24 protein-coding genes, 1 tRNA gene and 1 other RNA gene are annotated in these 23269 nt (G+C 67.2%); 15 read left to right on the top strand and 11 right to left on the bottom strand.

Annotated features, from left to right (window positions below; genetic code table 11):
• Positions 1–3 precede the first annotated feature (3 nt).
• Positions 4–441: an SRPBCC family protein gene (locus ACAG21_RS27115; protein WP_370499343.1), complete on the bottom strand. Its 438-nt coding sequence runs from the start codon at positions 439–441 to the stop codon at positions 4–6.
• A 129-nt stretch (positions 442–570) separates the two neighbouring features.
• Here ACAG21_RS27115 and ACAG21_RS27110 point away from each other — a divergent pair, with 129 nt between their 5' ends.
• Together ACAG21_RS27110 and ACAG21_RS27105 are read left to right on the top strand one after the other, a co-directional pair.
• Entirely contained in the window at positions 571–1905 is a 1335-nt protein-coding gene (locus ACAG21_RS27110; protein ID WP_370499342.1) for an FAD-binding oxidoreductase, read from the top strand.
• Positions 1902–3212 carry a class I SAM-dependent methyltransferase gene (locus ACAG21_RS27105; RefSeq protein ID WP_370499341.1) on the top strand — a complete coding sequence of 437 codons (1311 nt, stop codon included), beginning with the start codon at positions 1902–1904 and terminating at the stop codon, positions 3210–3212. Before ACAG21_RS27110 ends, ACAG21_RS27105 begins: the two co-directional genes overlap by 4 nt.
• Before the next feature lie 6 nt (positions 3213–3218).
• On the opposite strand, the gene ACAG21_RS27100 is transcribed toward ACAG21_RS27105, so the two are convergent.
• From ACAG21_RS27100 to ffs, 3 genes are all read right to left on the bottom strand, one after another.
• Positions 3219–5117, bottom strand: a complete 1899-nt coding sequence (locus ACAG21_RS27100; RefSeq protein ID WP_370499340.1) for a DNA polymerase III subunits gamma/tau — start codon at positions 5115–5117, stop codon at positions 3219–3221.
• Positions 5118–5316: 199 nt separating this feature from the next.
• Positions 5317–6612 (bottom strand): aminotransferase class I/II-fold pyridoxal phosphate-dependent enzyme, encoded by a 1296-nt coding sequence (locus ACAG21_RS27095; RefSeq protein ID WP_370499339.1) that lies wholly within the window; start codon positions 6610–6612, stop codon positions 5317–5319.
• 80 nt (positions 6613–6692) lie between these two features.
• Positions 6693–6787: signal recognition particle sRNA small type (gene ffs, locus ACAG21_RS27090), an RNA gene on the bottom strand.
• Between the two features lie 79 nt (positions 6788–6866).
• Between ffs and ACAG21_RS27085 the strand changes: the two genes are divergently transcribed.
• Both ACAG21_RS27085 and ACAG21_RS27080 read left to right on the top strand, forming a co-directional pair.
• Positions 6867–6952 (top strand) — tRNA-Ser (locus ACAG21_RS27085).
• 101 nt (positions 6953–7053) lie between these two features.
• On the top strand, positions 7054–7881 hold the full coding sequence (locus tag ACAG21_RS27080) for a hypothetical protein (protein ID WP_370499338.1): 828 nt from the start codon (positions 7054–7056) through the stop codon (positions 7879–7881).
• Here the strand turns inward: ACAG21_RS27080 and ACAG21_RS27075 are convergent, their stop codons facing one another.
• Both ACAG21_RS27075 and ACAG21_RS27070 read right to left on the bottom strand, forming a co-directional pair.
• Positions 7882–8598 (bottom strand): enoyl-CoA hydratase/isomerase family protein, encoded by a 717-nt coding sequence (locus ACAG21_RS27075; RefSeq protein ID WP_370499337.1) that lies wholly within the window; start codon positions 8596–8598, stop codon positions 7882–7884.
• A 55-nt stretch (positions 8599–8653) separates the two neighbouring features.
• Positions 8654–9040, bottom strand: coding sequence for a hypothetical protein (locus ACAG21_RS27070; RefSeq protein WP_096290463.1), 387 nt, complete (start codon positions 9038–9040; stop codon positions 8654–8656).
• Between the two features lie 139 nt (positions 9041–9179).
• On the opposite strand from ACAG21_RS27070, the gene ACAG21_RS27065 reads away from it, so the two are divergent.
• The 3 genes from ACAG21_RS27065 to ACAG21_RS27055 all read left to right on the top strand — a co-directional run bounded on the left by ACAG21_RS27065 (position 9180) and on the right by ACAG21_RS27055 (position 12823).
• The gene (locus tag ACAG21_RS27065; protein WP_370499336.1) at positions 9180–9662 is read left to right on the top strand and encodes a lipoprotein LpqH; all 483 of its coding nucleotides are present in this window, start codon (positions 9180–9182) and stop codon (positions 9660–9662) included.
• A gap of 78 nt (positions 9663–9740) precedes the next feature.
• Positions 9741–11462: a hypothetical protein gene (locus ACAG21_RS27060; protein ID WP_370499335.1), complete on the top strand. Its 1722-nt coding sequence runs from the start codon at positions 9741–9743 to the stop codon at positions 11460–11462.
• A complete protein-coding gene (locus tag ACAG21_RS27055) occupies positions 11459–12823 on the top strand; it encodes a CHAT domain-containing protein (protein WP_370499334.1) in 1365 nt (454 codons plus the stop codon). The genes ACAG21_RS27060 and ACAG21_RS27055 overlap by 4 nt, the downstream gene beginning before the upstream one ends.
• A 3-nt stretch (positions 12824–12826) precedes the next feature.
• Here ACAG21_RS27055 and ACAG21_RS27050 read toward each other — a convergent pair whose 3' ends face one another.
• On the bottom strand, positions 12827–13171 hold the full coding sequence (locus tag ACAG21_RS27050) for a hypothetical protein (protein WP_370499333.1): 345 nt from the start codon (positions 13169–13171) through the stop codon (positions 12827–12829).
• Between the two features lie 44 nt (positions 13172–13215).
• Here ACAG21_RS27050 and ACAG21_RS27045 point away from each other — a divergent pair, with 44 nt between their 5' ends.
• The 3 genes from ACAG21_RS27045 to ACAG21_RS27035 are packed head-to-tail and all read left to right on the top strand — an operon-like array spanning position 13216 to position 16729.
• Entirely contained in the window at positions 13216–14535 is a 1320-nt protein-coding gene (locus ACAG21_RS27045; RefSeq protein WP_370499332.1) for a hypothetical protein, read from the top strand.
• Positions 14532–15644 carry a hypothetical protein gene (locus tag ACAG21_RS27040; protein WP_370499331.1) on the top strand — a complete coding sequence of 371 codons (1113 nt, stop codon included), beginning with the start codon at positions 14532–14534 and terminating at the stop codon, positions 15642–15644. The genes ACAG21_RS27045 and ACAG21_RS27040 overlap by 4 nt, the downstream gene beginning before the upstream one ends.
• 29 nt (positions 15645–15673) lie before the next feature.
• Positions 15674–16729, top strand: a complete 1056-nt coding sequence (locus ACAG21_RS27035) for a dihydrodipicolinate reductase (RefSeq protein WP_370499330.1) — start codon at positions 15674–15676, stop codon at positions 16727–16729.
• On the opposite strand, the gene ACAG21_RS27030 is transcribed toward ACAG21_RS27035, so the two are convergent.
• Together ACAG21_RS27030 and ACAG21_RS27025 are read right to left on the bottom strand one after the other, a co-directional pair.
• On the bottom strand, positions 16726–18021 hold the full coding sequence (locus ACAG21_RS27030; RefSeq protein WP_370499329.1) for a serine hydrolase domain-containing protein: 1296 nt from the start codon (positions 18019–18021) through the stop codon (positions 16726–16728). The genes ACAG21_RS27035 and ACAG21_RS27030 overlap by 4 nt on opposite strands.
• Before the next feature lie 107 nt (positions 18022–18128).
• The gene (locus tag ACAG21_RS27025) at positions 18129–18296 is read right to left on the bottom strand and encodes a hypothetical protein (RefSeq protein ID WP_370499328.1); all 168 of its coding nucleotides are present in this window, start codon (positions 18294–18296) and stop codon (positions 18129–18131) included.
• A gap of 181 nt (positions 18297–18477) precedes the next feature.
• Here ACAG21_RS27025 and ACAG21_RS27020 point away from each other — a divergent pair, with 181 nt between their 5' ends.
• The 4 genes from ACAG21_RS27020 to ACAG21_RS27005 all read left to right on the top strand — a co-directional run bounded on the left by ACAG21_RS27020 (position 18478) and on the right by ACAG21_RS27005 (position 21148).
• Positions 18478–18651: a CsbD family protein gene (locus ACAG21_RS27020; protein WP_370499327.1), complete on the top strand. Its 174-nt coding sequence runs from the start codon at positions 18478–18480 to the stop codon at positions 18649–18651.
• Positions 18652–18809: 158 nt separating this feature from the next.
• Complete coding sequence (locus ACAG21_RS27015) at positions 18810–19310, top strand: nitroreductase family deazaflavin-dependent oxidoreductase (RefSeq protein WP_370499326.1); 501 nt, start codon at positions 18810–18812, stop codon at positions 19308–19310.
• Between the two features lie 89 nt (positions 19311–19399).
• On the top strand, positions 19400–20110 hold the full coding sequence (locus tag ACAG21_RS27010; protein ID WP_370499325.1) for a cutinase family protein: 711 nt from the start codon (positions 19400–19402) through the stop codon (positions 20108–20110).
• 51 nt (positions 20111–20161) lie between these two features.
• On the top strand, positions 20162–21148 hold the full coding sequence (locus ACAG21_RS27005) for an SDR family NAD(P)-dependent oxidoreductase (protein ID WP_370499324.1): 987 nt from the start codon (positions 20162–20164) through the stop codon (positions 21146–21148).
• Here the strand turns inward: ACAG21_RS27005 and ACAG21_RS27000 are convergent.
• Together ACAG21_RS27000 and ACAG21_RS26995 are read right to left on the bottom strand one after the other, a co-directional pair.
• Positions 21145–21531 carry a hypothetical protein gene (locus ACAG21_RS27000; protein WP_370499323.1) on the bottom strand — a complete coding sequence of 129 codons (387 nt, stop codon included), beginning with the start codon at positions 21529–21531 and terminating at the stop codon, positions 21145–21147. The two genes, ACAG21_RS27005 and ACAG21_RS27000, sit on opposite strands and share 4 nt — an antisense overlap.
• 41 nt (positions 21532–21572) lie before the next feature.
• The gene (locus tag ACAG21_RS26995; RefSeq protein ID WP_370499322.1) at positions 21573–21959 is read right to left on the bottom strand and encodes a PPOX class F420-dependent oxidoreductase; all 387 of its coding nucleotides are present in this window, start codon (positions 21957–21959) and stop codon (positions 21573–21575) included.
• A gap of 163 nt (positions 21960–22122) precedes the next feature.
• Here ACAG21_RS26995 and ACAG21_RS26990 point away from each other — a divergent pair, with 163 nt between their 5' ends.
• Positions 22123–23268, top strand: a complete 1146-nt coding sequence (locus ACAG21_RS26990; protein WP_370499321.1) for an LLM class flavin-dependent oxidoreductase — start codon at positions 22123–22125, stop codon at positions 23266–23268.
• The last annotated feature ends 1 nt before the right edge of the window (position 23269 follow it).

The raw sequence follows: 23269 nt of genomic DNA, 5'->3' as shown, positions 1-23269 counted from the left end.
GGCCTAGCCTTCGAGCTCCTTCTTCAGATTGGCCAGTACCTCACCCTGAATTTTCTTCAGTCCCAACGGGGCAAACGTCTTTTCGAAGAAGCCCTTGACCCCGCCGGCGCCCGTCCAGCTGGTTTTGACGGTCACGCTGGATCCGGGGCCCGCCGGAGCCACCGTCCAGTTGGTGATCATCGACGAGTTCGCGTCCTTCTCGATGACGCTGTGACCAGCGACGTCGACGGTCGCCTGCACGTCGCGGCTCCGCGATTTGGTGGCCTGAAGCTTCCACTTCACCACGGTGCCCTGGCCCTGGCCACCCTGCAGCACCTGGTAACCGCTGTAGTGCGAGGACAGGATCTTCGGGCGGACGGTCTGATAGTCCGCCACCGCGGCGAGCGTGGCCCCGGGCTCGACGTTGATCAAGATGGTGCTGGCTGCGCTGACCTGTGCCATCAGGCGCGACTCCTCTGTTGTGATGCCGCTCGCGAGCGGGTGCACGGGGTGTGGTCGAAGACTAGGGTATATGTGGTGCCAGGCTCTGGATCTGCACTCTCGGCTCACACGTCGGGCGTCGATCGGTTGATGGCGAGTTATCGCTCCATCCCCGTAACGTCCGTGGTCCGGCTCGCCAAGCCCACGTCAAACCTGTTCCGCGCCCGCACTAAACGCGATGCCCGCGGCCTGGATACTTCGGGACTGACCGGGGTCCTGAGTGTCGATCCCGAAGCCCGCACCGCCGATGTGGCCGGCATGTGCACCTATCAGGATTTGGTGGCCGCGACCCTCCCCTACGGCCTGTCGCCGCTGGTCGTTCCCCAACTCAAGACCATCACGCTCGGCGGTGCGGTCAGTGGCCTGGGCATCGAATCCGCGTCCTTCCGTAACGGTTTGCCCCACGAATCGGTGCTGGAAATGGATATCCTCACCGGCGCCGGTGAGTTAGTCACCGCTTCACGCGATCAGCACTGCGATCTGTTCCGGGCTTTTCCCAATTCCTACGGAACACTGGGCTATTCGACCCGGCTGCGGATCGAGCTGGAACCGATCACCCCGTTTGTGACATTGCGGCACATCCGATTTCACTCGTTGCCCGAACTGGTCGCGGCCGCCGAACGCATCATCGACACCGGCGGGCATGGCGGGATCCCGGTCGACTATCTGGACGGGGTGGTCTTCGGTCCCGACGAGAGCTACCTGTGCGTGGGCCGACGCACCACCACCCCGGGGCCGGTCAGCGACTACACCGGCAAAGACATCTACTACCAGTCGATGCGGCATGACGCCGCAGGCCCGGCGGACACCAAAGACGACCGGCTGACGATGCACGACTATTTCTGGCGCTGGGACACCGACTGGTTCTGGTGCTCACGCGCATTCGGCGTGCAGAACCCGCGGGTGCGCCGCTGGTGGCCGCGCCGCTACCGGCGCAGCAGCGTCTACTCCAAGCTCGTGGCGATGGATCGCCGTTTCGGGGTTTCCGACCGGATGCAGGCCCGCCATGGGCGTCCGGCCCGGGAGCGGGTGGTCCAGGACGTCGAGGTGCCGATCGGGCGCGCCTGCGAATTCTTGGAGTGGTTTCTGGAAAACGTGCCGATCACGCCGATCTGGTTGTGCCCGTTGCGACTTCGCGATCACGAGGGTTGGCCGCTGTACCCGATACCGGCGGAGGTCAGCTACGTCAACATCGGGTTCTGGTCCTCGGTGCCCGCCGGTGACGGTGTGGGCGTTACCAACCGGGCGATCGAGGCGAAGGTCAGTGAGCTCGACGGGCACAAGTCGTTGTACTCCGACTCCTTCTACACCCGTGAGGAATTCGACCAGCTGTACGGCGGCGAGGCCTACAAGACGGTCAAGAAGTCCTACGATCCCGACTCTCGTCTGCTCGATCTCTACGCAAAGGCGGTGCAACGGCGATGACGACAACCAAAGAGCCCGACCACTCCATTACGGGCAAGCTGAACATGGCCGAGGTGCTGGCCATCTTCACCGCAAGCGGCGGGCACCCACTCAAGTTCACCGCGTACGACGGCAGCACAGCCGGAAGCGCAGATGCCAAGCTGGGACTGGACCTTTGCTCGCCGCGCGGCACTACCTATCTGGCGACGGCGCCCGGCGAGCTCGGCATCGCCCGCGCGTACATCTCGGGAGACCTGCAGCCCATCGGCGTGCATCCGGGCGATCCCTACGAGCTGCTCCGAATGCTGGCTGACCGCGTGGACTTCAAGCGGCCGTCGGCGTGGACCTTGGCTCAGGTGGTCCGCTCGATCGGTATCGAACACCTGGTGCCGATTGCCCCGCCGGCGCTGGAAACGCCGCCGCGGTGGCGCCGGTTCGCAGAAGGCTTGCTGCACAGTAAGTCCCGCGACGCGGGAGCCATCCATCACCACTACGACGTGTCCAACACGTTCTACGAATGGGTGCTGGGGCCGTCGATGACCTACACCTGCGCGGTGTATCCGGACGCCGATGCGACGCTGGAAGAAGCCCAAGACAACAAGTACCGGCTCATCTTCGAAAAGCTCAAGCTGCAACCGGGCGACCGGTTGCTGGACGTGGGATGCGGCTGGGGCGGCATGGTTCGCTACGCCGCTCGCCACGGCGTCCGGGCCATCGGAGCGACGCTGTCGGCCGAACAGGCGAAGTGGGCCCAAAAGGCGATCGAGGACGAGGGCCTCGCCGATCTGGCCGAGGTGCGCCACTCCGACTACCGCGACGTGCTGGAGTCGGGCTTCGATGCTGTCTCGTCGATCGGGCTGACCGAACACGTCGGGGTGAAGAACTACCCCACGTATTTCAGTTTCCTCAAGTCGAAGCTGCGCACCGGCGGACTACTGCTCAACCACTGCATCACCCGTCACGACAACGAGCAGCACACGTTTGCCGGTGGTTTCACCGACCGCTACGTCTTCCCCGACGGGGAGCTGACCGGTTCGGGACGCATCATCATCGACATTCAGGACTCGGGTTTCGAGGTGTTGCACACCGAGAACTTCCGCCACCACTATGCGATGACGTTGCGCGACTGGTGCCGCAACCTCGTCGAGCACTGGGACGACGCGGTTGACGAAGTGGGCCTTGCCGTCGCCAAGGTGTGGGGCCTGTACATGGCGGCTTCACGAGTTGCGTTCGACGAGAACAACCTTCAGCTCCATCACGTGCTGGCCGCCAACGTGGAGCGGCGCGGCGCCGACGATCTGCCGCTGCGCCCGTGGTGGCGACCTTAACGAGGCTCAGACCCCGTCGATCCGGCGTGCGCCGAGCTCGTTCTGCAGCAGTTCGAGTGCGGCCTCTTCGGGGTCTCGGCGCGGTGCCGACGGGTCGCTGCGACCGGCTTCGGCCAGCATGTGTTCTTCTTCGTCACGTTGAGCGGATTCCGCAGCGGCAGCATCGGTTACGGGGGCCTCGTCCTCGACGGGTGGCGGCACGACTCTGCGACGAGGGGGCGGCGACGCGACCGGGTTACTGGGCGGCGTCGGCGGCGCGGCCGGTGCCGCCGCCGGGGAGCCGGCCTCGCAACGGACCCGCCAGTTCACGCCCAGCGCGTCCTTGAGCGCCTCCGCGATGACGTCGGCATTGCGCTGTTCGGACAGCCGCTTGGCCAACGGCGCCGACTCGTGGGTGAGCACCAGGGTGTCGCCCTCCACGGCGCGTACGGTGGCACCGGCCAGCATCACCTCGGTGGTGCGGCTGCGCTCGCGCACCTTGTCGCGCACCGTCGGCCACATCGTTCGCACCGCTGCAGCATTGAGTTCGCCTGGGGCAGAGGGTGGTTCGGAGATAGTGGCCGAAGTGTGCTCGGGGTTCGGCACCGGATCGGGAGGCGGCGCCACCACCGGTTCGGGGGCCGGCTCGCGCTCGGGTTCGGAGGGCTTGGCCGCGACCGGTGGGCGTGCGGCCGGGCGGGCAGCCGGCTCGGCAGGCGGTGGTGCGGCCGGGGGTGCGGCGATCGGCGCCGCTTCCGAGGCGGGGATGGACATGGCCAGCCGGGTCTCGATGCGCTCGACGCGTTGCAGCAGAGCCGATTCGGCGTCGCTGGCCGACGGCAAGAGCAGACGGGCACAGACCACTTCGAGCAGCAGCCGCGGCGCGGTCGCACCGCGCATCTCGCCCAAGCCCGCCTGCACCACTTCGGCGTAGCGGGTCAGCGTGCCCGCACCGATTCGGGCCGCTTGATCGCGCATGCGGTCCAGCACATCTTCCGGGGCGTCCACCACGCCGCGGCTTATCGCATCCGGAACCGCTTGCAGCACAATGAGATCGCGGAACCGCTCCAGCAGGTCGGTGGCGAAGCGGCGCGGGTCGTGGCCGGCGTCGATCACCGATTCGACCGCGCCGAACAGCGCCGCGGCGTCGCCGGCGGCCAGCGCGTCGACGGCGTCGTCGATCAGTGCGACGTCGGTGGCGCCCAGCAGCCCCAGTGCTCGCGGGTAGGTGACGTGGTTGTCGTCGGCGCCGGCCACCAGCTGATCGAGCACCGACAGTGTGTCGCGGGGCGAACCACCGCCGGCACGGATCACCAGCGGGTACACGGCGTCGTCGACGACCACACTCTCTTGTTCGCAGATCCGACCGATCAGCGAGCGCATGGTCTTGGGGGGCAACAACCGGAACGGGTAGTGATGGGTGCGCGACCGGATCGTCGGCAGCACCTTCTCCGGTTCGGTGGTGGCGAAGATGAAGATGAGGTGCTCGGGCGGTTCCTCGACGATCTTGAGCAGCGCGTTGAACCCCGCGGTCGTCACCATGTGCGCCTCGTCGACGATGAACACCCGGTAGCGCGACTGCGCCGGCGCGTAGAAGGCGCGGTCGCGCAGTTCGCGGGTGTCGTCCACGCCGCCGTGGCTGGCCGCGTCGAGTTCCACCACGTCGATGCTGCCGGGCGCGTTGGGCGCCAGCGCCTGACACGAATCGCACACCCCGCACGGGGTGGCCGTCGGCCCCTGCGCGCAGTTCAGCGACCGGGCCAGGATGCGGGCCGACGACGTCTTTCCGCAGCCGCGCGGCCCGGAGAACAGGTACGCGTGGTTGATCCGGCCGGCTTCCAGCGCGATGGACAGCGGCTCGGTGACATGCTCCTGCCCCACCACTTCGGCGAAGGTTGCCGGTCGGTACTTGCGGTAGAGAGCCACGGTCAGCAGGCTACCGGCGCGGTGCGACTAGGGCCCGGGCCGGGCGTCGAGTGTGCAGCAGCGACGTCGCGTGTGCGTCAGCGGTTTCGAGTGTGCGTCCAGGGCGGGATTTCGCCCGATTTCCCGCCATCAGCGCACACTCAAAGCCCAAAGCGCACACCCGGCGCCCTCAGCGCACACCCAACGCCATCAGCGGCCGTCAGTTCACACTGGGCGCCGGGGCGCCCAACCGCGCCTCGGAAGCGGCCAACAGCGCGCAGGTCGCCAGCCCGTCGACAGCGTCGCGCAGGTCCGGCAACGACGGGAAAGTGGGCGCGATGCGGATGTTCTTGTCCTCCGGATCCTTGCGGTACGGGAACGTCGCACCCGCCTCGGTGACGGCGATACCGGCATCCTTGGCCAGCGCAACGGTCCGGCGCGCGGTCCCGGGCCACACGTCGAGGCTGATGAAGTAGCCGCCCTTAGGCTCGGTCCAGGACGCGATCTTGGAGTCGCCGAACCGCTGCTCGAGAATCTCGAGCGTCAGGGCGAACTTCGGCGCCAGGATCTGCCGATGACGCTGCATCTGCAGGCGGACCCCGTCGGCGTCGCCGAAGAAGCGCAGGTGCCGCAGCTGGTTGATCTTGTCCGGGCCGATCGACTTCTTCGCCGCGTACTGCAGATACCAGGCGATGTTGCCCAGCGACCCGCCCAGGAAGCTGACGCCCGCGCCGGCGAAGGTGATCTTCGAGGTGGACGCGAAGACGTACGGACGGTTCGGGTTGCCGGCCGCGGCGGCCAGCCCGAGAATGTCGATCTGACTCAGGAAGTCGTGCGTCAGGGTGTGCACCGCGTACGCGTTGTCCCAGAAGATCCGGAAGTCGGGCGCCGCCGTCCGCATCTGCACCAGGCGCAGGACGGTCTCCCAGGAGTACGTCACGCCGGTCGGGTTGCCGAACACCGGCACCGTCCACATCCCCTTGATCGCCGGGTCGACGGCGACCAGCTCCTCGATCATGTCGACGTCCGGGCCGTCGTCGCGCATCGGGACCAGGATCATCTCGATGCCCATGGTCTCGGTGATCGCGAAGTGCCGGTCGTAGCCGGGCGCCGGGCAGAGAAACTTGATGCCCGGCTCGTCCTTCCAGGGCCGCTGCGAGTCCACGCCTCCGTAGAGCATCGAGAAGGCGACGAGATCGTGCATCAGCTCCAGGCTGGAGTTGTTCCCGGCGATCAGGTTGGGCACCGGGATGCCCAGCAACTCGCCGAAGATGGACCGCAGTCCGGGCAGGCCGTGCAGGCCGCCGTAGTTGCGGGTGTCGGTGCCCTCGGCATCGCGGAAGTCGTCGCCCGGCAGGCTCAGCAGCTGGTTGGACAGATCGAGCTGCTCGGGGGCGGGTTTTCCGCGGGTCAGATCCAAGTGCAGCTTCTTGGCCTGCAGTTCCGCATAGTCCTGCTGGTTGCGGGAGTGCAGCGCGGTGAGCTCGTCGGGGCTGAGGGAATCGAACGCCGCCATGGTTTTTGGAGGCCCCTTCACTGTCGAACGGAGGGTGACGGGCCGGCTCGCGGCGTAAGCGCTGGTTGCCCGGCCTAGCACATAGGGGACCCCGCGCACCCGACAGAGCCCATTGACCCTTGCTGCCTTCCGGCCCTGGGGGAGTTCACAGGATAGACGCCGCGCGGGGTCCATGGCGAGTGTAATACCTGGCTCGGGGCAGCCGATGACGGCCGACCGACATTCCACGTTGACCCAGCCGCTACCATTGCCACGGAGGATTCGCCTAGTGGCCTATGGCGCTCGCCTGGAACGCGGGTTGGGTTAACAGCCCTCGCGGGTTCAAATCCCGCATCCTCCGCAAATCGGGTCCACTCGGTTGGCAGACGCGGCCAAACGGTCGTTTGGAATCTGTTTGGCTGCCTTTAGGCTGACGTGGGCTCACCAGTATGAGGGAGGCGTATGGGGCGCAAGGTCGCCATACCGTGGCACTTGGTGTTTTCGATCGGTGCCGGCGTCCTCTATTTCCTCTGCGTGTTGCCTCGTTGGTCCGAGCTGATGGGCGACACCTCGCGCGGACTGGGGATGGCGGGCCGCATCGGCGCGGGCGCGCTGATCGCCCTGGCCGCGCTGCCTGTGGTGTTCACCCAGCTGCGGACCCGCAAGCCGGAGCTGGGCGTCCCGCAAATGGCCCTGACGCTGCGGGTCTGGTCGATCGTGGGGCATGTGCTGGCCGGGGTGCTGATCATCGGCACCGCGATCAGCGAGATCTGGCTCAGCTTGGATGCTGCCGGGCAGTATCTGTTCGGGATCTACGGCGCGGCCGCGGCGATTGCCCTGCTCGGATTTTTCGCGTTCTATCTGTCGTTTGTCGCCGAGCTGCCGCCGCCTCCGCCGAAGCCGATCAAGGCGAAGAAGCCCAAGAAGCGTCGTCTGCGCCGTAAGAAGGGTGACGAGACGGACGCCGAGGACGCCACCGAAGCCGAGGACACCGAGGCCGCCGAGGTCGACGAAGCCGAGGACACCGAGGCCGAGACCGTCACGGCCGAAGAGGCCGAGCCGGAACCAGCCGAAGAGCCCGCACCAGAATCCGTCGAGCCCACCGCCAAAGCTGTCGACGCCGTCAAAGCCGAGAAGCCGGTGACCGACGACGCCGCGGAGCCATCCGACGAGGCCGACGACGACACCGAGGAACCCCGCTCCGGGTTGCGCAACCGTCGCCCGGAGGGCAAGGGCTCGCATCGCATGCGGCGCAGGCGCACCCGCGGCGGAGTCGCGCTCGACGAGTGATCAGTCGCGGCGTTTGAGGCTTTCCACGTAGGCGGCCAGCCGCTGTTGCGTGTCGTCTGAACCCCACAGCTGGCGCACGTCGGCGTCGGTCGCGGCTCCTTGACGAATCCGCGCCACGGCCGGGGCGCGCAACTGAGCCTTCGTATCGCGATAGGCCTCGACCGGCAGCTCGCCGAGCTCGGCGGCCTCGCCCACCGCCGCCTCGATCAGATCGTCGGTGACGACGCGATGGGCCAGCCCGCGGGTGATCGCCTCGGTCCCCTGGTAGGTGCGGGCGCCGAGCAGCACCTCCTCGGCGCGATCTCCGCAGGCATAGCGCATCACTTCCAGCGCGGCGACCGGGAAAGAGACGCCGACGCGAACCTCGGCCGCACCGATACCGGCTTGGGGTCCGATCAGCCGGCGGTCGCAGGCGCATGCCAGCACACACCCGCCAGCGATCGCGGCGCCGTTGATCGCGGCAACGGTCGGCCACGGAAAGTTGAACAGCGCGTCGAACGTGTCCGACAGCGCCGGAACCAGCCGATCGGTGTAGTCACGCCCGCCTTCGACCACCCGGTTGAGGTCGACCCCCGCGGAAAATACCCGGCCGGCGCCGGTGACGACCAACGGACCGTTTCCCGACTCCTGCAGTTCACGAAAGGTTCGGGTCAGCTCGTCGAGCACGTCCACGTCGAGGGCGTTGACGCGCCCCGACGACAGGGTCAACACCCGCACCGACCCAACAGTTTGGATCTCTATCACAAGGACACTCAAGCACTCGCCGGAAGCGCTACTGCTGGTGGGTCAGCCTGGCCAGGATCACCGGAATGTCGGTGTTCTCGTCGGAGTGATAGCTCGCGCAGACGCGGTGGTAGCCGTCGGCGATCTGCAGCGGAACCCCGGTCACGATGTCGCCGCGCACCAGCAGGATCGGTGACAGCGCAATGCCTTTCTCGATCTTGGTGAGATCGGCGGCGACGTGTGGGTTATCGACGGGTAACAGGCTCAGCCGTGCGGCCCGCAGGATGTCCTTGGCCTTCTTATGCGTCACCGATCCGCTCTGCAGCCGTTTGGCGAGCTTCTTGACCGTCGGCGGATCGGCGAGTAGATCCAGGTAATCGGACGCTGCCGGAAAGTCATGTGCCTCAGGCGTTTCCAACCATTTCACGCTGGCCATCGGATCTGTCCCTTCGTCAGGTCCCCGCCGACGGAGCCTACCGGCTGCACCTGAAAATTGGGATCGGTAGCAACGCCGGAGTTCTGTACTTGCCTCATGACGACGCCAACGGGGCGACGCATGAAGGAAGGAACGACAAGTGAAACGTCTTCTCGTAGGCGCAATCGGAACGCTCGGCGTGGCAGCGACCGTAGTGGGCTGCTCGAGCGGCGGCCACTCGGCCAGCCCGGCGTCGAGCACAGCCTCCAGCGTCGCCTCCGGGAGCGGTGCTCAGGTCAAGGTCGGCGGGACCGACCTGGCGGGCGTCAACCCGGCGTCGGTGACCTGCGTGCGGCAGGGCGGCAAGATCGACATCGGCAGCGGCTCGACCGGCGGTGCGCAGCAGGCACTGGCCGTCGTGATGACCGACGAAGCGACCCCGAAGGTTGAATCGTTGGCGCTGGTGGTGGACGGCAACGCCCTGTCGGTCGCCAACAACATGGGTGCCAAGGTCGGGTCGGCCAACGTGGCGGTCGACGGCAAGACCTACACCATCACCGGGCAGGCGCAGGGCGCCGACCTGAAAAACCCGATGGCCGGGATGATCACCAAGGACTTCAGCATCAAGGTGACGTGCGGTTAATCGGTTCCACTCCGGGCGGCGGACGTGCCTCACTCACACGTCCGCCGCACCGGCCTGCCCGAGACTTATGATGCAGCCGTGTCGATCTCCGGCGAATTAGAGCGAGCACGCCGCCTGACACTGGTCGCCGACGAGACCGGCGCCCGGGACCTTTTGCTGTCCCTGGTGCCCGCGATCGAGCAGGAAGACCGTGACGAGGACATCCTGGAGGTCTTCGCTCAGCTCGGCGCTATCTACTTGGCGCGCGGCGCGAATGACGGAGTGCACGAGTGCATCCGGCGCATCCGCGACTGCCTGGCCATCTACTCCGCGATCTTGGCCGGCACGATGCCGGAAGCCGCCGCTTCGGTGACGATGCCGGCAGCCGACATTGCGCGGATGATCCGTCGCTATTCGCGACGAGCGCAGTTCCTGCAGACCGGCGTGAGGGCCGCGCTGGGCGATCACGAAGGCGCCGAGACGGCGCTGGCCGAGTTGAGCCGGTCCGACGAGACGTTTCCCGAGCTGGCCGACGAGCACGCCCGACTGATCGTGCACGCGCAGGTGTTGTGCGCGACCGCGTTGTGTGACGACGACCTGCATGTGCGTTCTGTTCCATTGTGGGAGAACATCATTGATGCGATCGATCGCCTGGGCGACGACGAGTTCGACGACCAGCTGCGGGTGGACGCGTCCACCGGATACGGCAGGTTCTGCGTCGAAACCGGCCGGCTGAGCGAAGCCGAACCCTGGCTGCGTCGAGCCGGAGCCCGGGCGAAGTCGCGTGGGTGGGAATTGGCCGAGGCCAGAACGCAATTGGAGCGTGCGGCGGCGCGTTGGCTGGTCAGCGATCACGCGGGGACCGAACAGCTGGTCGCCGAGGCGTATCCCGTCATCGCACGATATGAGCGGGCACACGACGTCGCGCGGTGCTGGTTGTACATGGGACTCACCCGGCTGGCATCCGGTGCACTGGAAGGCGCCGACGAATGCTGGGAGCATGCCGAGCGGCACTGGCGCGAGCTGGGCAAGCCATTGCACCTGCACCGTATTCTGTTGCAGCGCAGTTGGATAGCGATCTTCTGGAGTAAGTTCGCCGACGCTGTCGAGTTGATCGCCCAGGCCCGGGAACTGCTCGACTCCTCGCCACGCAGCAGTTGGCTGCAGTACGCCCAACTGGACAGTCATCTCGGCACGGTGTGGCGCGCGGATGCGTTGGCGGACCTCGGCTTCGACAGCTCGGGCGATCCCGACGAAACGCTGGAGGAAACCGAGGCGCGGCAGGCCGAGGGACTCGGCATCCTAAAGGGCGAGGTCGGAACTCCCGAATACTGGCGCGGCATGACCAAACTCGAACAGGCCGCCGAGCTCAAGGTCCCGGCCGCGCTCGCGGTCGACTCGGTGCGGTTTTCGATCGCCGACGCCGATGCGCGAGCGCGCTGGGCCACCAGCATTTCGGCACCCATCCTGGCCGGGGCCTTCGCCGTCGCGTACGAGTGGGAGAACACCCAACTGATCAGCGAACTCGTCGAATACCACAGCGCGCGGGGCACTTTCGACACTGACCCGCAGCGTCCGGCCATCGGCGAGTGGGCGTCCACGGGCACCGCCACGGTGCTGGTCGACGCCGACCTGGAACCGGCGCTGGCCGCGGCCGGACCGCCGGCGGCCGGCCGTTCACTCACCCGACTCGGCCCGCTGCCGCCGCTTCAGATGCAGCCGGATAGCCCACCGATCATGAGCCATTACCGCGCCCTGGCGCTGCAGCGCTACGGCCGTGACGTCACCGCCGCCGAACCCCCCTGGTCGACCTGGCCATGAGCGACCGGCTCACTTTGGTCCTGCGCTACGCCGACGTCGGGATCGCCACCTACGGCAGCCTGCGGATCATCGGACAGCCGTCGCGGACCGTCACCTGGGTGGTGGAGGAGCCGCTGCTGCTGGCGGCCATCGAAGAGCTGACCGACGCCATCCCCGAGCCGCACGACAGCGAGAGCCGTCGCGACGCCATCGAGCGTGCTTTGGCCACCGGCCCTTTCGCGAACCCGGACACCGAGCTCACCGTCGCCTACATCCTGGGCGTGCTGCTGATTTCGACGCCGGGCTGGCAACTGCTGAACGAGTGTGTGTCCTCGCCGCGTGCCGCGTTGTTCGTGGCCCCCAGCGCGCGGTTGGCCCGCGTCCCCTGGGGACTGCTCGCGGTACCGAAATCGGGTCCCAGTAAGGAGGAATTGGTGCGCGCCCGCCAGGACGCCATCACGTCCAGCGGTCGAGTGGCCGCCCGGATCCCTTGGCAGCTCGCGAATATCGGTGACCACACCGACGGCCACCGACTGATGGAGTTGGTCGACGTGCTGATGGCGGTGCCGGCCAACATCGTGCACGCGCCGCGCACCCCGGCGCGATGGGAAGCCCGCCGGGACGGTCCACCGGTGCTGGTCCTCGACCCGCGGGTGCCTGGGCAACGGCCCGACTCCGCACTCGGCTCGGTGCTCGGCAGGCCCTCAGCGGAAACGCCATTGGCTCGGCACTTCGCCGAACTGATGGGTGAGCGCGCGGTCCTGCCCGGAGTAGACGGGGCGGTCGAACTGTTCCGCCGTCCGGACGCCGACCGCGCCTGGCTGGCCGGCCTGCTGGCACGGGCGCCCAGCAGGCTGCTCTACGTCGGCCACGCGAGTTCTGCTGATGCACAACACGATCATGCCGCCCAGGCCGACCGCGCGGCCCTGCATCTGGCTTGTACGGCGGCGGCCTACGGTGACGCCGACACCATCGGGGACCATCGCCCGCTCACCGCGTCGGACCTGATGGCGCTGCGGCTGCCGATCCCGCCGCGGGTGGCCCTGCTCGCCTGCGGGTCGGGCGGGGACTACCGATTCGACGAGGCGACCGGCCTGGTCGCGGCGATGATTCTGGGCGGCGCACAGCTGGTGACCGCCACGCTGTGGTCGCTACCCACCACCGCCGCCTACCGTCAGTTCGCCGCTGACGACGTCGATGCGAACGACCCCATGTCCGATGTGGTCGTCGCCGTGGACCGCGCACACCAGGCCGATGAGGCGGGGCGCGCGGTCAATCGATGGCAGCGCGAACGGATGCGGAGCTGGCGCGACGGCGACCTGTCCGCCAATCCGCTGTATTGGGCCGCGCTGGTCACCTTCGCGGTCGACGGCGCACGCTAGCACTCAGACCGCGGCCAGCCACGACGCATGAACAGCCAGTACGTCGTCGGGCAGCGAAAGCTCCTCGCGGGCAGTGGGATCGAACGCGACCAGAACGACGAGGCCGGGCCGCAGCACCGACACGTCCAGGTCGTCCTCGCAGCGCGCCAATCGGCCGATGAACGTCTCGCCCGACACGGCGACCACTTCGATGAAAACCTGCCGTTCGCCGGCCACCGTGCGCACGGTGCCGACGCCGACAGTGCGGCCCCCGGCGTTGCCGTGCCGCCAGAATGCCAACCGGTAAAGCAATGTCATCAGCTTCTTCATGCGTCCAGGGTCGGGGCGCCGGGCGGCTACCGAACCCAACTTTTTGGCTAGGGGTATCTGTGAAATGCCCCTATCCTGTGCTGATGAGCGCGGACCCGCAGCTGGCCACCACCGTGGTCGCAGGCCATCCACGCCGGTCGGTGATCGACCAGGCGTGGCGGGCGATCGGGCTCGGCGTCGAGGTGCTCAGCAGCGACGACGGCGGACCATTGACCCGAACCGTCAAACGCATCATCGACCCGCTGGTGCTGCGGCTACGGTCCAATCCGCAGTATTCGGCACCGGTGGTCGCCCCCGACACCGCCGCTGCAATGCACGAACTGATCGTGGGCAGCGCATCCGAATTACGCTCCGCTGCAGCGTGGTTCGAGGTCCTCAAACTCGAGCGCCGCAGGCAGCGGATCCGTTCCGGAAACGCCCAGGAGCTCTATTTCCCGGTCTGCTACGAGCTGGCGGTCACCAAAGGTGCGCCGGCGCCGCAGGATCGCGAAACCGCGGCCGCCGTGCTCGGCGAGATTCACCAGGGCCGAGACCGCACCGCGATCGAAGTCTTGCATCAATACGTGGCCGGACAGGATGTCGTTGCCACGCTTGCAGATCAGCTCGAACACAGCTGGCGTGATGTCCAGGCGTCCGAGATCGTGACGGGTCCGTTCCTGGCTGAGCTGGATACGGTGCTCGGGCCGGCCCACGGCCACCGCGCCGCGACCGCACGCCAGCGGGTCTGGTCGGCCATGATCAGCGACACCACCCCGTACAACCTGGGCGCTCTGGTCCGCGTCGAATCGGCGGATGTGCCCTGGTCGATCGTGAAGCTGGGCTTGAGTTCGGTTGCACCGCAACGGCCCCCGCGCATCGCGGGCGGCGCCGATGGTGATCGTCCGCTGGATCGCAGCGTGGTGGATCGGGTGCGCGCGACGCTGCGCCGCGCCCTGGACCGCGACGCGCTGCCCGACATCCCGCTGCTTTGCGAAGAAGAGGTCGACCGCGCCTGTGCTCCGTGGGGGCTGCTCTCGGAGGACAAGCAGGCCACCCTGGTGGCCGGCATCGAGGTCGCGGTCGAGCTGGCGCCGCTGGACCGATCCGTCACCAGCCGCTATGCGCTGGCGGCACAGATCCAGGCGCGGCTGCGTAAGGAGGCGTACGTGCTGCACGCCCGGCGCTACCTCGCCGAGGGCGGCCCGATGCATCCGCGGCAACGCCAGGTGGTCGACGACCTCGCGGCGTATGCGCCGCCCTACCTGAGCCGGCTGTGGGCTCGACTGCACGGACGTGACGTCTGGCAGGAGTCCTGCGAGGACGTCGACGAGATGCGGTCCCTGCTGGAAGGTGTCGCGCGATCGGTGAGCCTCGATCACCGCCAGCGGATCAAGTCGATGCTGGAACTGCAGGTGGCCGGATGAAATTGGTTGCCGAGTCCGGTCTTTGGACCGTCGGGCCCGACACCGCCCCGACGCCGCTCGCGGCGGTGCTGGAAGTCAGCGGCGCCGTGCTGTCCTGGACGATCGACGATCCACCCGGCGATGAGCGGACCCAGATCACCTTCACCGATCTGTCGCGCGCGGACTGGCTGTGGCGCGTGTTCGGCGATGCCGGCCACGTCGCGCTGGCCGCTGCCGCGGACGCGACGGACGCCGTGACCGAGCTCGCCGGCGTCGACATCGTGCCGGGTTCGATCGACCCGCTGCGCCGGTTGGCCGTCGGGCATTGGCTGCGGCGCTGGTGGCCGGCGAGTCAGCGAGACGGCATCGCGGGCCTGGACCGCGCCCTGCTCGACCTCGAGGTCGCCCTGCTGACCGCCGGCGCGCAGGACTTCTTCGCCGACGACACGCTGGATTCGGATGTCACCGGGCTGCTGGTGCCGCATGCCGCGGCGTTGTTCACCCATATCCGCAGTGACGACGCCCGAATCGTGAACTTGGTACGCTCGGGCGCCGAGCTGGCCGACGAGGTCGGAGTGGACGACGATGCTTGGGCGGAACTAATTGCCGCCCTTGATGATTCGAGTGTGGTGTTAGCGATCCCGAGCGGCCGCCGCGACGACTACGCCCTGGCCGCTGGTGCCGACGCGGGTCCGCGCGGCACCTCGATCGCCCGGGGCGTCGCATCCATCAACTGGACCGCGGTACCCCCGGCCATCTTCGATGCGGGCGAGAGCACCGTCGACTGGAACGTCGAGACGGCGGGGGCTGTGGTGCGCGCGGCGATCGTCGGTCCGGACTTGCCGTCGGGCATCGGGGTGCGATTGCGGTCCGGCGCGATCAGCGGTGCCGGCGCCCTGGATGGCGAGGGCCGCGCGCTCCTCCCGCTGCTCGATGCGCAGGGCCGGCCGATCACCGAGTCCGCCGCCTGGGATCACGATTGGACGGCGACCGCGGTGATCGTCGGGGCCGACACGAACGAGACCCGCGAGACCCGGGACCGGATCCGCCGTTGGGCGCACGCCCGGCTGGACCGGCCGCCGGCGGACGCGTTTCTCGCCGAGATTCTGGCGTCGGAGTCCGCCTATTAAGCGTGCGAACAATTCCCTATGCTGAGCGAGTGCCAAACAACTATCGAGTCGTTCAGTGGAACACCGGAAACGTGGGCAAGAGTTCGCTCAAGTCGATCGCCGACAACCCCATGCTGGAACTGGTCGGGTGCTTCGCCTGGTCGCCGGACAAGGTGGGCAACGACGCCGGCGAACTGGTCGGCATCTCCCCGCTCGGGGTCGCGGCGACCAATGACATCGACGCGCTGCTCGCCCTCAAACCGGACTGCGTGGTCTACAACCCGATGTGGATCAACGTCGACGAGCTGGTCGCGATCCTGTCCGCCGGCGTCAACGTGGTGACCACCGCGTCGTTCATCACCGGGCACAACCTCGGCGACGGCCGCGACCGGATCCTCGAAGCCTGCGAAAGGGGCGGCGCCACCATCTTCGGGTCCGGCGTCAGCCCGGGCTTCGCCGAACTGCTCGCGATCGTCTCGTCCATGGTGTGCAACCGCGTCGACAAGGTCACCGTCAACGAGGCCGCCGACACCACCTTCTACGACTCCCCGGAGACCGAGAAGCCGGTGGGTTTCGGGCAGCCGATCGACCACCCGGACCTGCAGGCGATGGCCGCCAAGGGCACCGCCATCTTCGGCGAGGCCGTCCGGCTGGTGGCCGACGCGCTCGGTGTCGAGCTCGACGAGATCACGTGTGTGGCCGAGTTCGCCAAGACCACCGAGGACCTCGAGATGGCGTCGTGGACCATTCCGGCCGGACACGTCGCCGGCACCTACATCAGCTGGCAGGGCATCGTGAACGGCAAGACCCTGATCGACCTCAACGTCCGGTGGAAAAAGGGCCAGACGCTGGACCCCGACTGGAAGATCGAGCAGGACGGCTGGGTCATCCAGATCGACGGTCAGCCGACGGTGACGACCAAGGTCGGCTTCCTGCCGCCGCCGTACTTCGAGGCGACGACGCTCGAGGAGTTCATGGACCTCGGCCACATCATGACCGCGGTGCCCGCGATCAACGCGATTCCCGCCGTGGTCGCCGCCGCGCCCGGCATCGCCACCTACGCCGATCTACCGCTGACGCTGCCGCGCGGCTTCGCGAAGATCTAACCCTCGCCCGACGCAGCCCGGGCCGGCGCGGCCGCCCGCCGCCGGCCGGGCTTGGGATAGGTCGCACCCAACTGGGGCACCTCCAGCGGTCCTTGGTGCCGGGCGGCCTCCATCGCGGCGCGTAGCGGCCCGGCCAGCCCGGCGAACGATCCCATGTCGAACACCCGTGAGGTCAGCAACCGGTTGTGGACGTAGCCGAACGAGCCACCCACCTCAGGGTCGGCCCAGCCGAGCGTTCCGCCCAGACCCACGTGCCCAAAGCCGTGCATCAGGCCCGGCACCGGCGACTCGTGATAACCGAGGTGAAAAGGCATGGGCACCACCATGTTTGCGTCCGGCCACTTGATGCGCGCTCGCCCGGTCAGCCCGCGTGCCAATTCCTTGGACAGATACTTCTTGCCGTCGATGCGGCCGTCGTTGGCCAGCACGGCGTACACCTTGGCCAGCGCACGGCCGGTCACCACGCCGTTTGCCGCGGGGATCTCGCCGTCCAGGAACGGGGTGTCGCCCTGCATCAGCGACATGATCCCCGGGAAGTACATCGCGCCCAACGCTCCGGAGTAGCGCATATTGGCCACCCGAGGCGCGATGAAGTTGAGCACCGGGGTCCGCACGATGAGCTTCTGTGGCATCAGGATCTGCGCCGGCTGCGTCGGCGAGCCCTGCGGCGGCCGGCCCAGATGCAGACCGTCGGTGTTCAGCGGGCGCGCAACCTCCTGACGGATCAGCTCCCGCATGCCTTTGCCGGTGACCGCGCGGGCCAGCCCGGACAGCAGCCAGCCGTAGGTCAGCGCGTGATAGGCCTGCACGCCCCGCAGGTGATCGACCGGCGCGGCGGCCAGCCGAGCCTCCATGGCCAGGTGGTCCATCAACTCCGCCTTGGTGACACCCCGCAGGTGTGAAAGCCCGGCGCGATGGCGCAAGACGTCGCGCACCGTGATGTCGGCCTTTCCGTTCGCGCCGAACTCCGGCCAGTACTCCGCGACGGGATCGTCGTAGGACAGCAAGCCCCGATCGGCCAGGCGATGGATCACCGCCGACGCGACGCCTTTGGTCGCCGAGAACACCATCGCGCCGGTGTCGGCGGTCCAGGGCTGCGTGCCAGCGCGGTCCGACCACCCGGTCCAGACGTCGACGACGGGAACGCCGTCGATGTACACCGACAGTGCTCCCCCGCCGAGCCGCCGTCCCGGGAATTGCTGCGCGAACTTCTTGATGACGTTCGCGAAATGCGGATCGGCGGCCCCGGACACGCCGCGGGGCAGGCCGTCGTCGGTTACCAGCAGAGTCATGGTGCCCCCGGGCCCGGTGCGCATCGGGCAGCTACCGCCGCGGCGGCCCCTCCCCGATGAGGTGCGATTACAGGATTGAAGCTATCAGTCGAGCGGAGGCGTGAAAATCACCCGGGCAGCTCGCGCTCCGGAGGCTCGCGGCCGTCCGCGCCGGGCAAATGGTCGGGGGGCGGCTCCCCCAGATACTTCCTCAGCCGCAGCAGCTGATTGATCACGATGCCCAGGCCCAGCAGCATCAGCACTACGACTATCGCCACCACCGTTGCGGTGCTCATAGGACCATTGTGATCCATGCCACGACTGCCGGAATAACCGCTGTTTGCCAGCCATGACGCGGCATCGGGTGAACCGCGGCCGACCCAAACACGGTTCGAACCCGCTACCACCGTTTGGGAATCAACTATTCGGGGGTAGCCAGCACAAGAACCACGTCAGGCGAGAAGGGAGCGCAAGCGCATGAGTACCGAAGACAAGATCAAGAACAAAATCGAGGACCTCGGCGGCCAGGCCAAGGAAGCCCTCGGCAAGGTCACCGGCGACGACGGCACCAAGAACGAGGGCCGCGCGGACCAGGCCAAGTCCAGCCTGAAGGACGCGGGCGAGAAGGTGAAGGACGCCTTCAAGAAGTAATTGCGATTCTCGACCAGCAGGTTTACTGAAGCCAACGGTAAACCTGCTGGTCGCTTTTCTGAGGGCCTTCGTGTGTGTCCGAGCATCCGATCCGTCGATCGGCGCGCGGGTTGCCCGGAAGACACCCTGCTGCCGGCGGATCGGATTATCGTCGATTCATGCCGCTACCGATTGTCGACCCGCAGCGCCGGACCACGGCGTTCAACCGCGCCATGACGAAGTTTGCTCGTAGCGGAGCGGGAAAGTTTCTGGCACAACGGATTGCGGCGAAGACTGATCCGTGGCTGATGCGGGTCTCCCATGACAAAGTGTCCTGGGGAATGTTTGCTGTGCCGTCGGCGACACTACACATGACGGGTGCCAAAACCGGGCAGCCGCGGCAGGCTCAAATCTCTTATTTCCACGACGGCCCTGACGTAATCGCGGTCGCCTCCAACTTCGGCGGCACCACCCACCCGAATTGGTACTACAACCTCAAAGCCCATCCCGAGTGCGAATTGGGTGGGGAGCGCTTCCTGGCCACCGAGGTCACCGATCCCGCGGAATACGAGCGGCTCTACGGCCTCGCCGAACGCTCCTATCCCGGCTACAGCGACTACCGCGCCGCGACGGCGGCAATCGGCCGCCACATCCCGGTATTGCGCCTGGTGCCCAGATAGCGATTGAGAACAGATGCTTTGGGCAATCCATACCGCTACCTGCATCGAATACGGGTAAGCAAAGTCAGACCAAACACAGTGGGATACGCATGAATTTCTTGAAGGTGATCAATGGCCGGATACGCAGGCCCGTGGCGGCCGGCGCGGCGGCCGTGCTGATGGCGGCGGCCGTGCTGGTCATCGGCCACGCCCCGGCGGCCAACGCCGACTGTCCTGACGTCGAATTGGTCTTCGCCCGCGGCACCAGCGAGCCGCCCGGTGTCGGCGGCATCGGTTCCGGCTTCGTCGACGCGCTGCGCGGGCAGCTCGGCGGACGGAGCATGACGGTGTACCCGGTGAATTACCCCGCCAGCAGCGACTTCGGCAGCCCCAACTTCCCGGCGACGTTCATCGACGGCATTCGTGACGCCAGCTCGCACATCGAGTCGATGGCGGCCAGCTGCCCGAAGACCAAGGAAGTGCTCGGCGGATTCTCGCAGGGCGCGGCCGTGGCCGGCTTTGTCACCTCGTCGGCCGTGCCGCAGGGCATTTCTCCCGCTGACGTCCCGAAGCCGATGCCGGCGGACGTCGCCAACCACGTCGCCGCCGTCACGCTCTTCGGCACCCCGTCGAATCAATTCCTGGAGCACTACGGCGCGCCGGACATCGCGATTGGTCCGCTGTACCAGTCCAAGACGCTGCAGCTGTGCGCCCCGGGCGATCCCATCTGCGGCGGCGGCAGCGACGGCGCCGCGCACGCGTCGTATGTCGTGAACGGCATGACGGGCCAAGCCGCGAGCTTCGTGGCCAGCCACCTGTAGTTAACGCACTGCCGGTTGCCCCGCGGCCAGCCAGCCTTGCAGAATCGCTGCGTGCGAATTCTGATAACGGGCGGTACTGGATTTGTGGGTGGGTGGACCGCCAAGGCCATCGCGGACGCGGGGCACTCGGTGCGGTTCCTGGTACGCAACCCGGATCGGCTGCACACCTCGGTCGCGAAACTCGGCGTCGATGTGTCGGACTTCGCCGTCGGCGACATCACCGATCGTGTCTCGGTGCGCGAAGCGTTACAGGGGTGCGACGCCGTCGTGCACAGCGCCGCCCTGGTGGCGACCGATCCCCGGCAGACCAACGAGATGCTGACCACCAACATGCAGGGGGCGCAGAACGTGCTCGGCCAGGCGGTCGAGCTCGGCCTGGACCCGATCGTGCACGTGTCCAGCTTCACCGCGCTATTTCATCCCAACCTGGAGACGCTGTCGGCGGACTTACCGGTGGTCGGCGGGGCGGACGGCTACGGAAAGTCCAAGGCCCAGGTGGAGATCTACGCCCGCGGCCTGCAGGACGCGGGCGCGCCGGTGAACATCACCTATCCGGGCATGGTGCTCGGGCCGCCGGTCGGCAATCAATATGGTGAGGCCGGTCAAGGCGTGAAGTCGCTGCTGGACCTGCACGTGGTACCCGGGCGGGGAGCGGCGTGGTTGATCGTCGATGCCCGCGACCTGGCCGCGCTGCACGTGGCGCTGCTGGAACCCGGGCGCGGGCCGCGACGCTATATGGCCGGCGGGCACCGTGTCTCTGTCAGCGAGCTGGCGAGCATGTTCGGCGAGGTGGCCGACACTCCGATGGTCGCGGTTCCGGTTCCCGACACCATAATCCGCGCGGCGGGAGCGGTTCTCGATATCGCGACGCCCTACCTGCCGTTCAACACGCCGTTCACCGCGGCGGGGATGCAGTACTACACGCAGATGCCGGCGTCGGATGATTCGCCCAGCGAAAAAGAGCTCGGCATCACCTACCGGGATCCGCGCGAAACGGTGGCCGACACCATCGATGCGCTGCGCAGCGCCGACAGCTAACCGGCGTTACGAAGGCCGCGGACGAAGCCGCGCACGCCGGCGCCGACGAACGGCACGGGAGCCAGCGTGGCGATCATCGCGCTCTTGGTTCCGACGAGGGGCCCGCTGCGCAGCCCGAGCAGCAGGTCGGCGCTGTCGCTGATCAAGCCGAAGGCCGCCCAGCGCCGGAAGTCGCCGTCGCCACCGCGCAGCAACGCGGCGCAGGCACCCGACCCGATGACCAGGTCCCGAATCCCGATCGTTTGCATCAGCAGCGTCTCGGTCCCCGAGCCGGGCTTGAAGAATCGATCCGGCGCCAGCAACATGGCGGCGCCGACGCCGACGCGGGCCGCCGCGACCAATGCCAAAACCGGCGACGACGGCCGGGTCGATTCCTGTGCCACCGGTCAACCCTAACCGGGGCGCTGCACGCCGGGAAGCGTTGCTAATCGGCGGGTTTGATCTCGAGGCCGACGTGGACCTTGTCGATGCCGCCGCGCACGATCGAGTGCACGTAGAACCATGGGGCGTGATACCAATACCGCTTCAGCACGGCGCTGTAGACCCGCTGCGTCTCGGACTTCGGCAACACGCGCGCGACGCCCTCGACCTCTTCGCTCTTGGGTTTGCCCAGGGCCCCGCTCTTGGCGACCGTCACGCGCGGCGTGTTATTGATCCGCTTGGTTTTCCAGGAGCCGTCGTCGGTGATGACGAGAAGCTTGTCGCCGTCGGGCACACCCCAGATCGCCGTGGGCTTCGGACGTCCGTCCTTGGTGAATGTCGTCAACAGGAGGTACTTGGACTGGATGACGTCTTGAAAGCTCGCAGCCACGGGTGTTCCTTAAGTATGTGAATGGTTTTCCACACCATTCCCCGATCCCTAATTCCCTAATCATGGCGATCGTCAGGGCGCCCGGACCTATTCATCCAGCAAATGCGACCGGCTCGGGCGATACTGCAATCGTCTTCGACCACGCTGCCGGAAAGGGCCGACGTTGACTGGATTTCGTGTGGGTGTTGGGGACCCGATCCTCGCGGCCAGGTCCGCGGCAGATGCCTTTACCCGGGCCAATTACCTCGGCGCAGTCGCCGACCGGGTCGACTCTTTCTGGGTACCTGATCACCTCAATCAGTTGTTTCCGCGCTCGCTCTGGCAGCAAAAGTATTGCGGTGCAACCAGACTCATACCCAAGATCGATGCGGCCATGGAGCCGTGGACGATGCTCGGGCACATCGCGGCGCGCAACCGGATCGGCCGCCTCCGCTTAGGCGTAGGAGTGACCGACAGCGGCCGGCGCAACCCCGCGGTGACCGCGCAGGCCGCTGCGACGCTGCACCTGATCAGCCGGGGCAGGGCAATTCTGGGCATCGGCCCGGGCGAACGCGAGGGAAACGAACCCTACGGTGTCGACTGGTCCAAGCCCGTCGCCCGGTTCGAGGAGGCGATGGCCACCATCCGCGCACTGTGGAATTCGGGCGGCGAGCTGGTCAACAGGGATTCGCCGTTTTTCCCCCTCCGCGATGCCCTGTTCGAGCTGCCGCCCTATCGCGGCAAGTGGCCCGAGATCTGGATCGGTGCGCATGGTCCGCGGATGCTGCGTGCCGCCGGACGCTACGCCGATGCCTACTATCCGAGCTTTGCGCACCTGCCGGAGGACTACACGCAACGACTTGACGTGGTCCGCTCGGCCGCGTCCGACGCCGGTCGCGATCCCCTGTCGATCCTCCCGGCGCTTCAGGTGTTCGTCGTGACCGGCCGCAGCCGCGACGACGTCGACGAGGCCCTCGATTCCGAAGTTGTGCGGGCGTTCGGGCTGAACGCACCGGACGACGTCTTCGTTCGCCACGGCGTGCAGCACCCGCTCGGGGCGGGCTTCGCCGGTGCTCAGGATCTGGTGCCGCACGGCTGGGACGAGCAAACCGCCCTGTCCCATCAAGCCAAGATTCCGCCGCCGGTGCTGCGGGAGTTCCTACTCAACGGAACGCCCGACGAGATCATCGAGACGGTCGCGCACTGGCGTGACGCAGGAGTGCGCTACCTCGTGATGAGCAATGTAAGCCTGCTGCAGCGCAGTCTGCGTAAAGGCTTGGCATCGGTCGTCCCGTTCAAAAAGGTCGTCGGCGGCCTCAAAAAGCTCTAAA

Origin of the sequence: Mycobacterium sp. pR1184, from assembly GCF_041287235.1 — a bacterium.
Classification (GTDB): Bacteria; Actinomycetota; Actinomycetes; order Mycobacteriales; family Mycobacteriaceae; genus Mycobacterium.
Note: the sequence above shows the minus strand (reverse complement) of the source record. Positions and strands in the feature narration are given on the sequence as shown.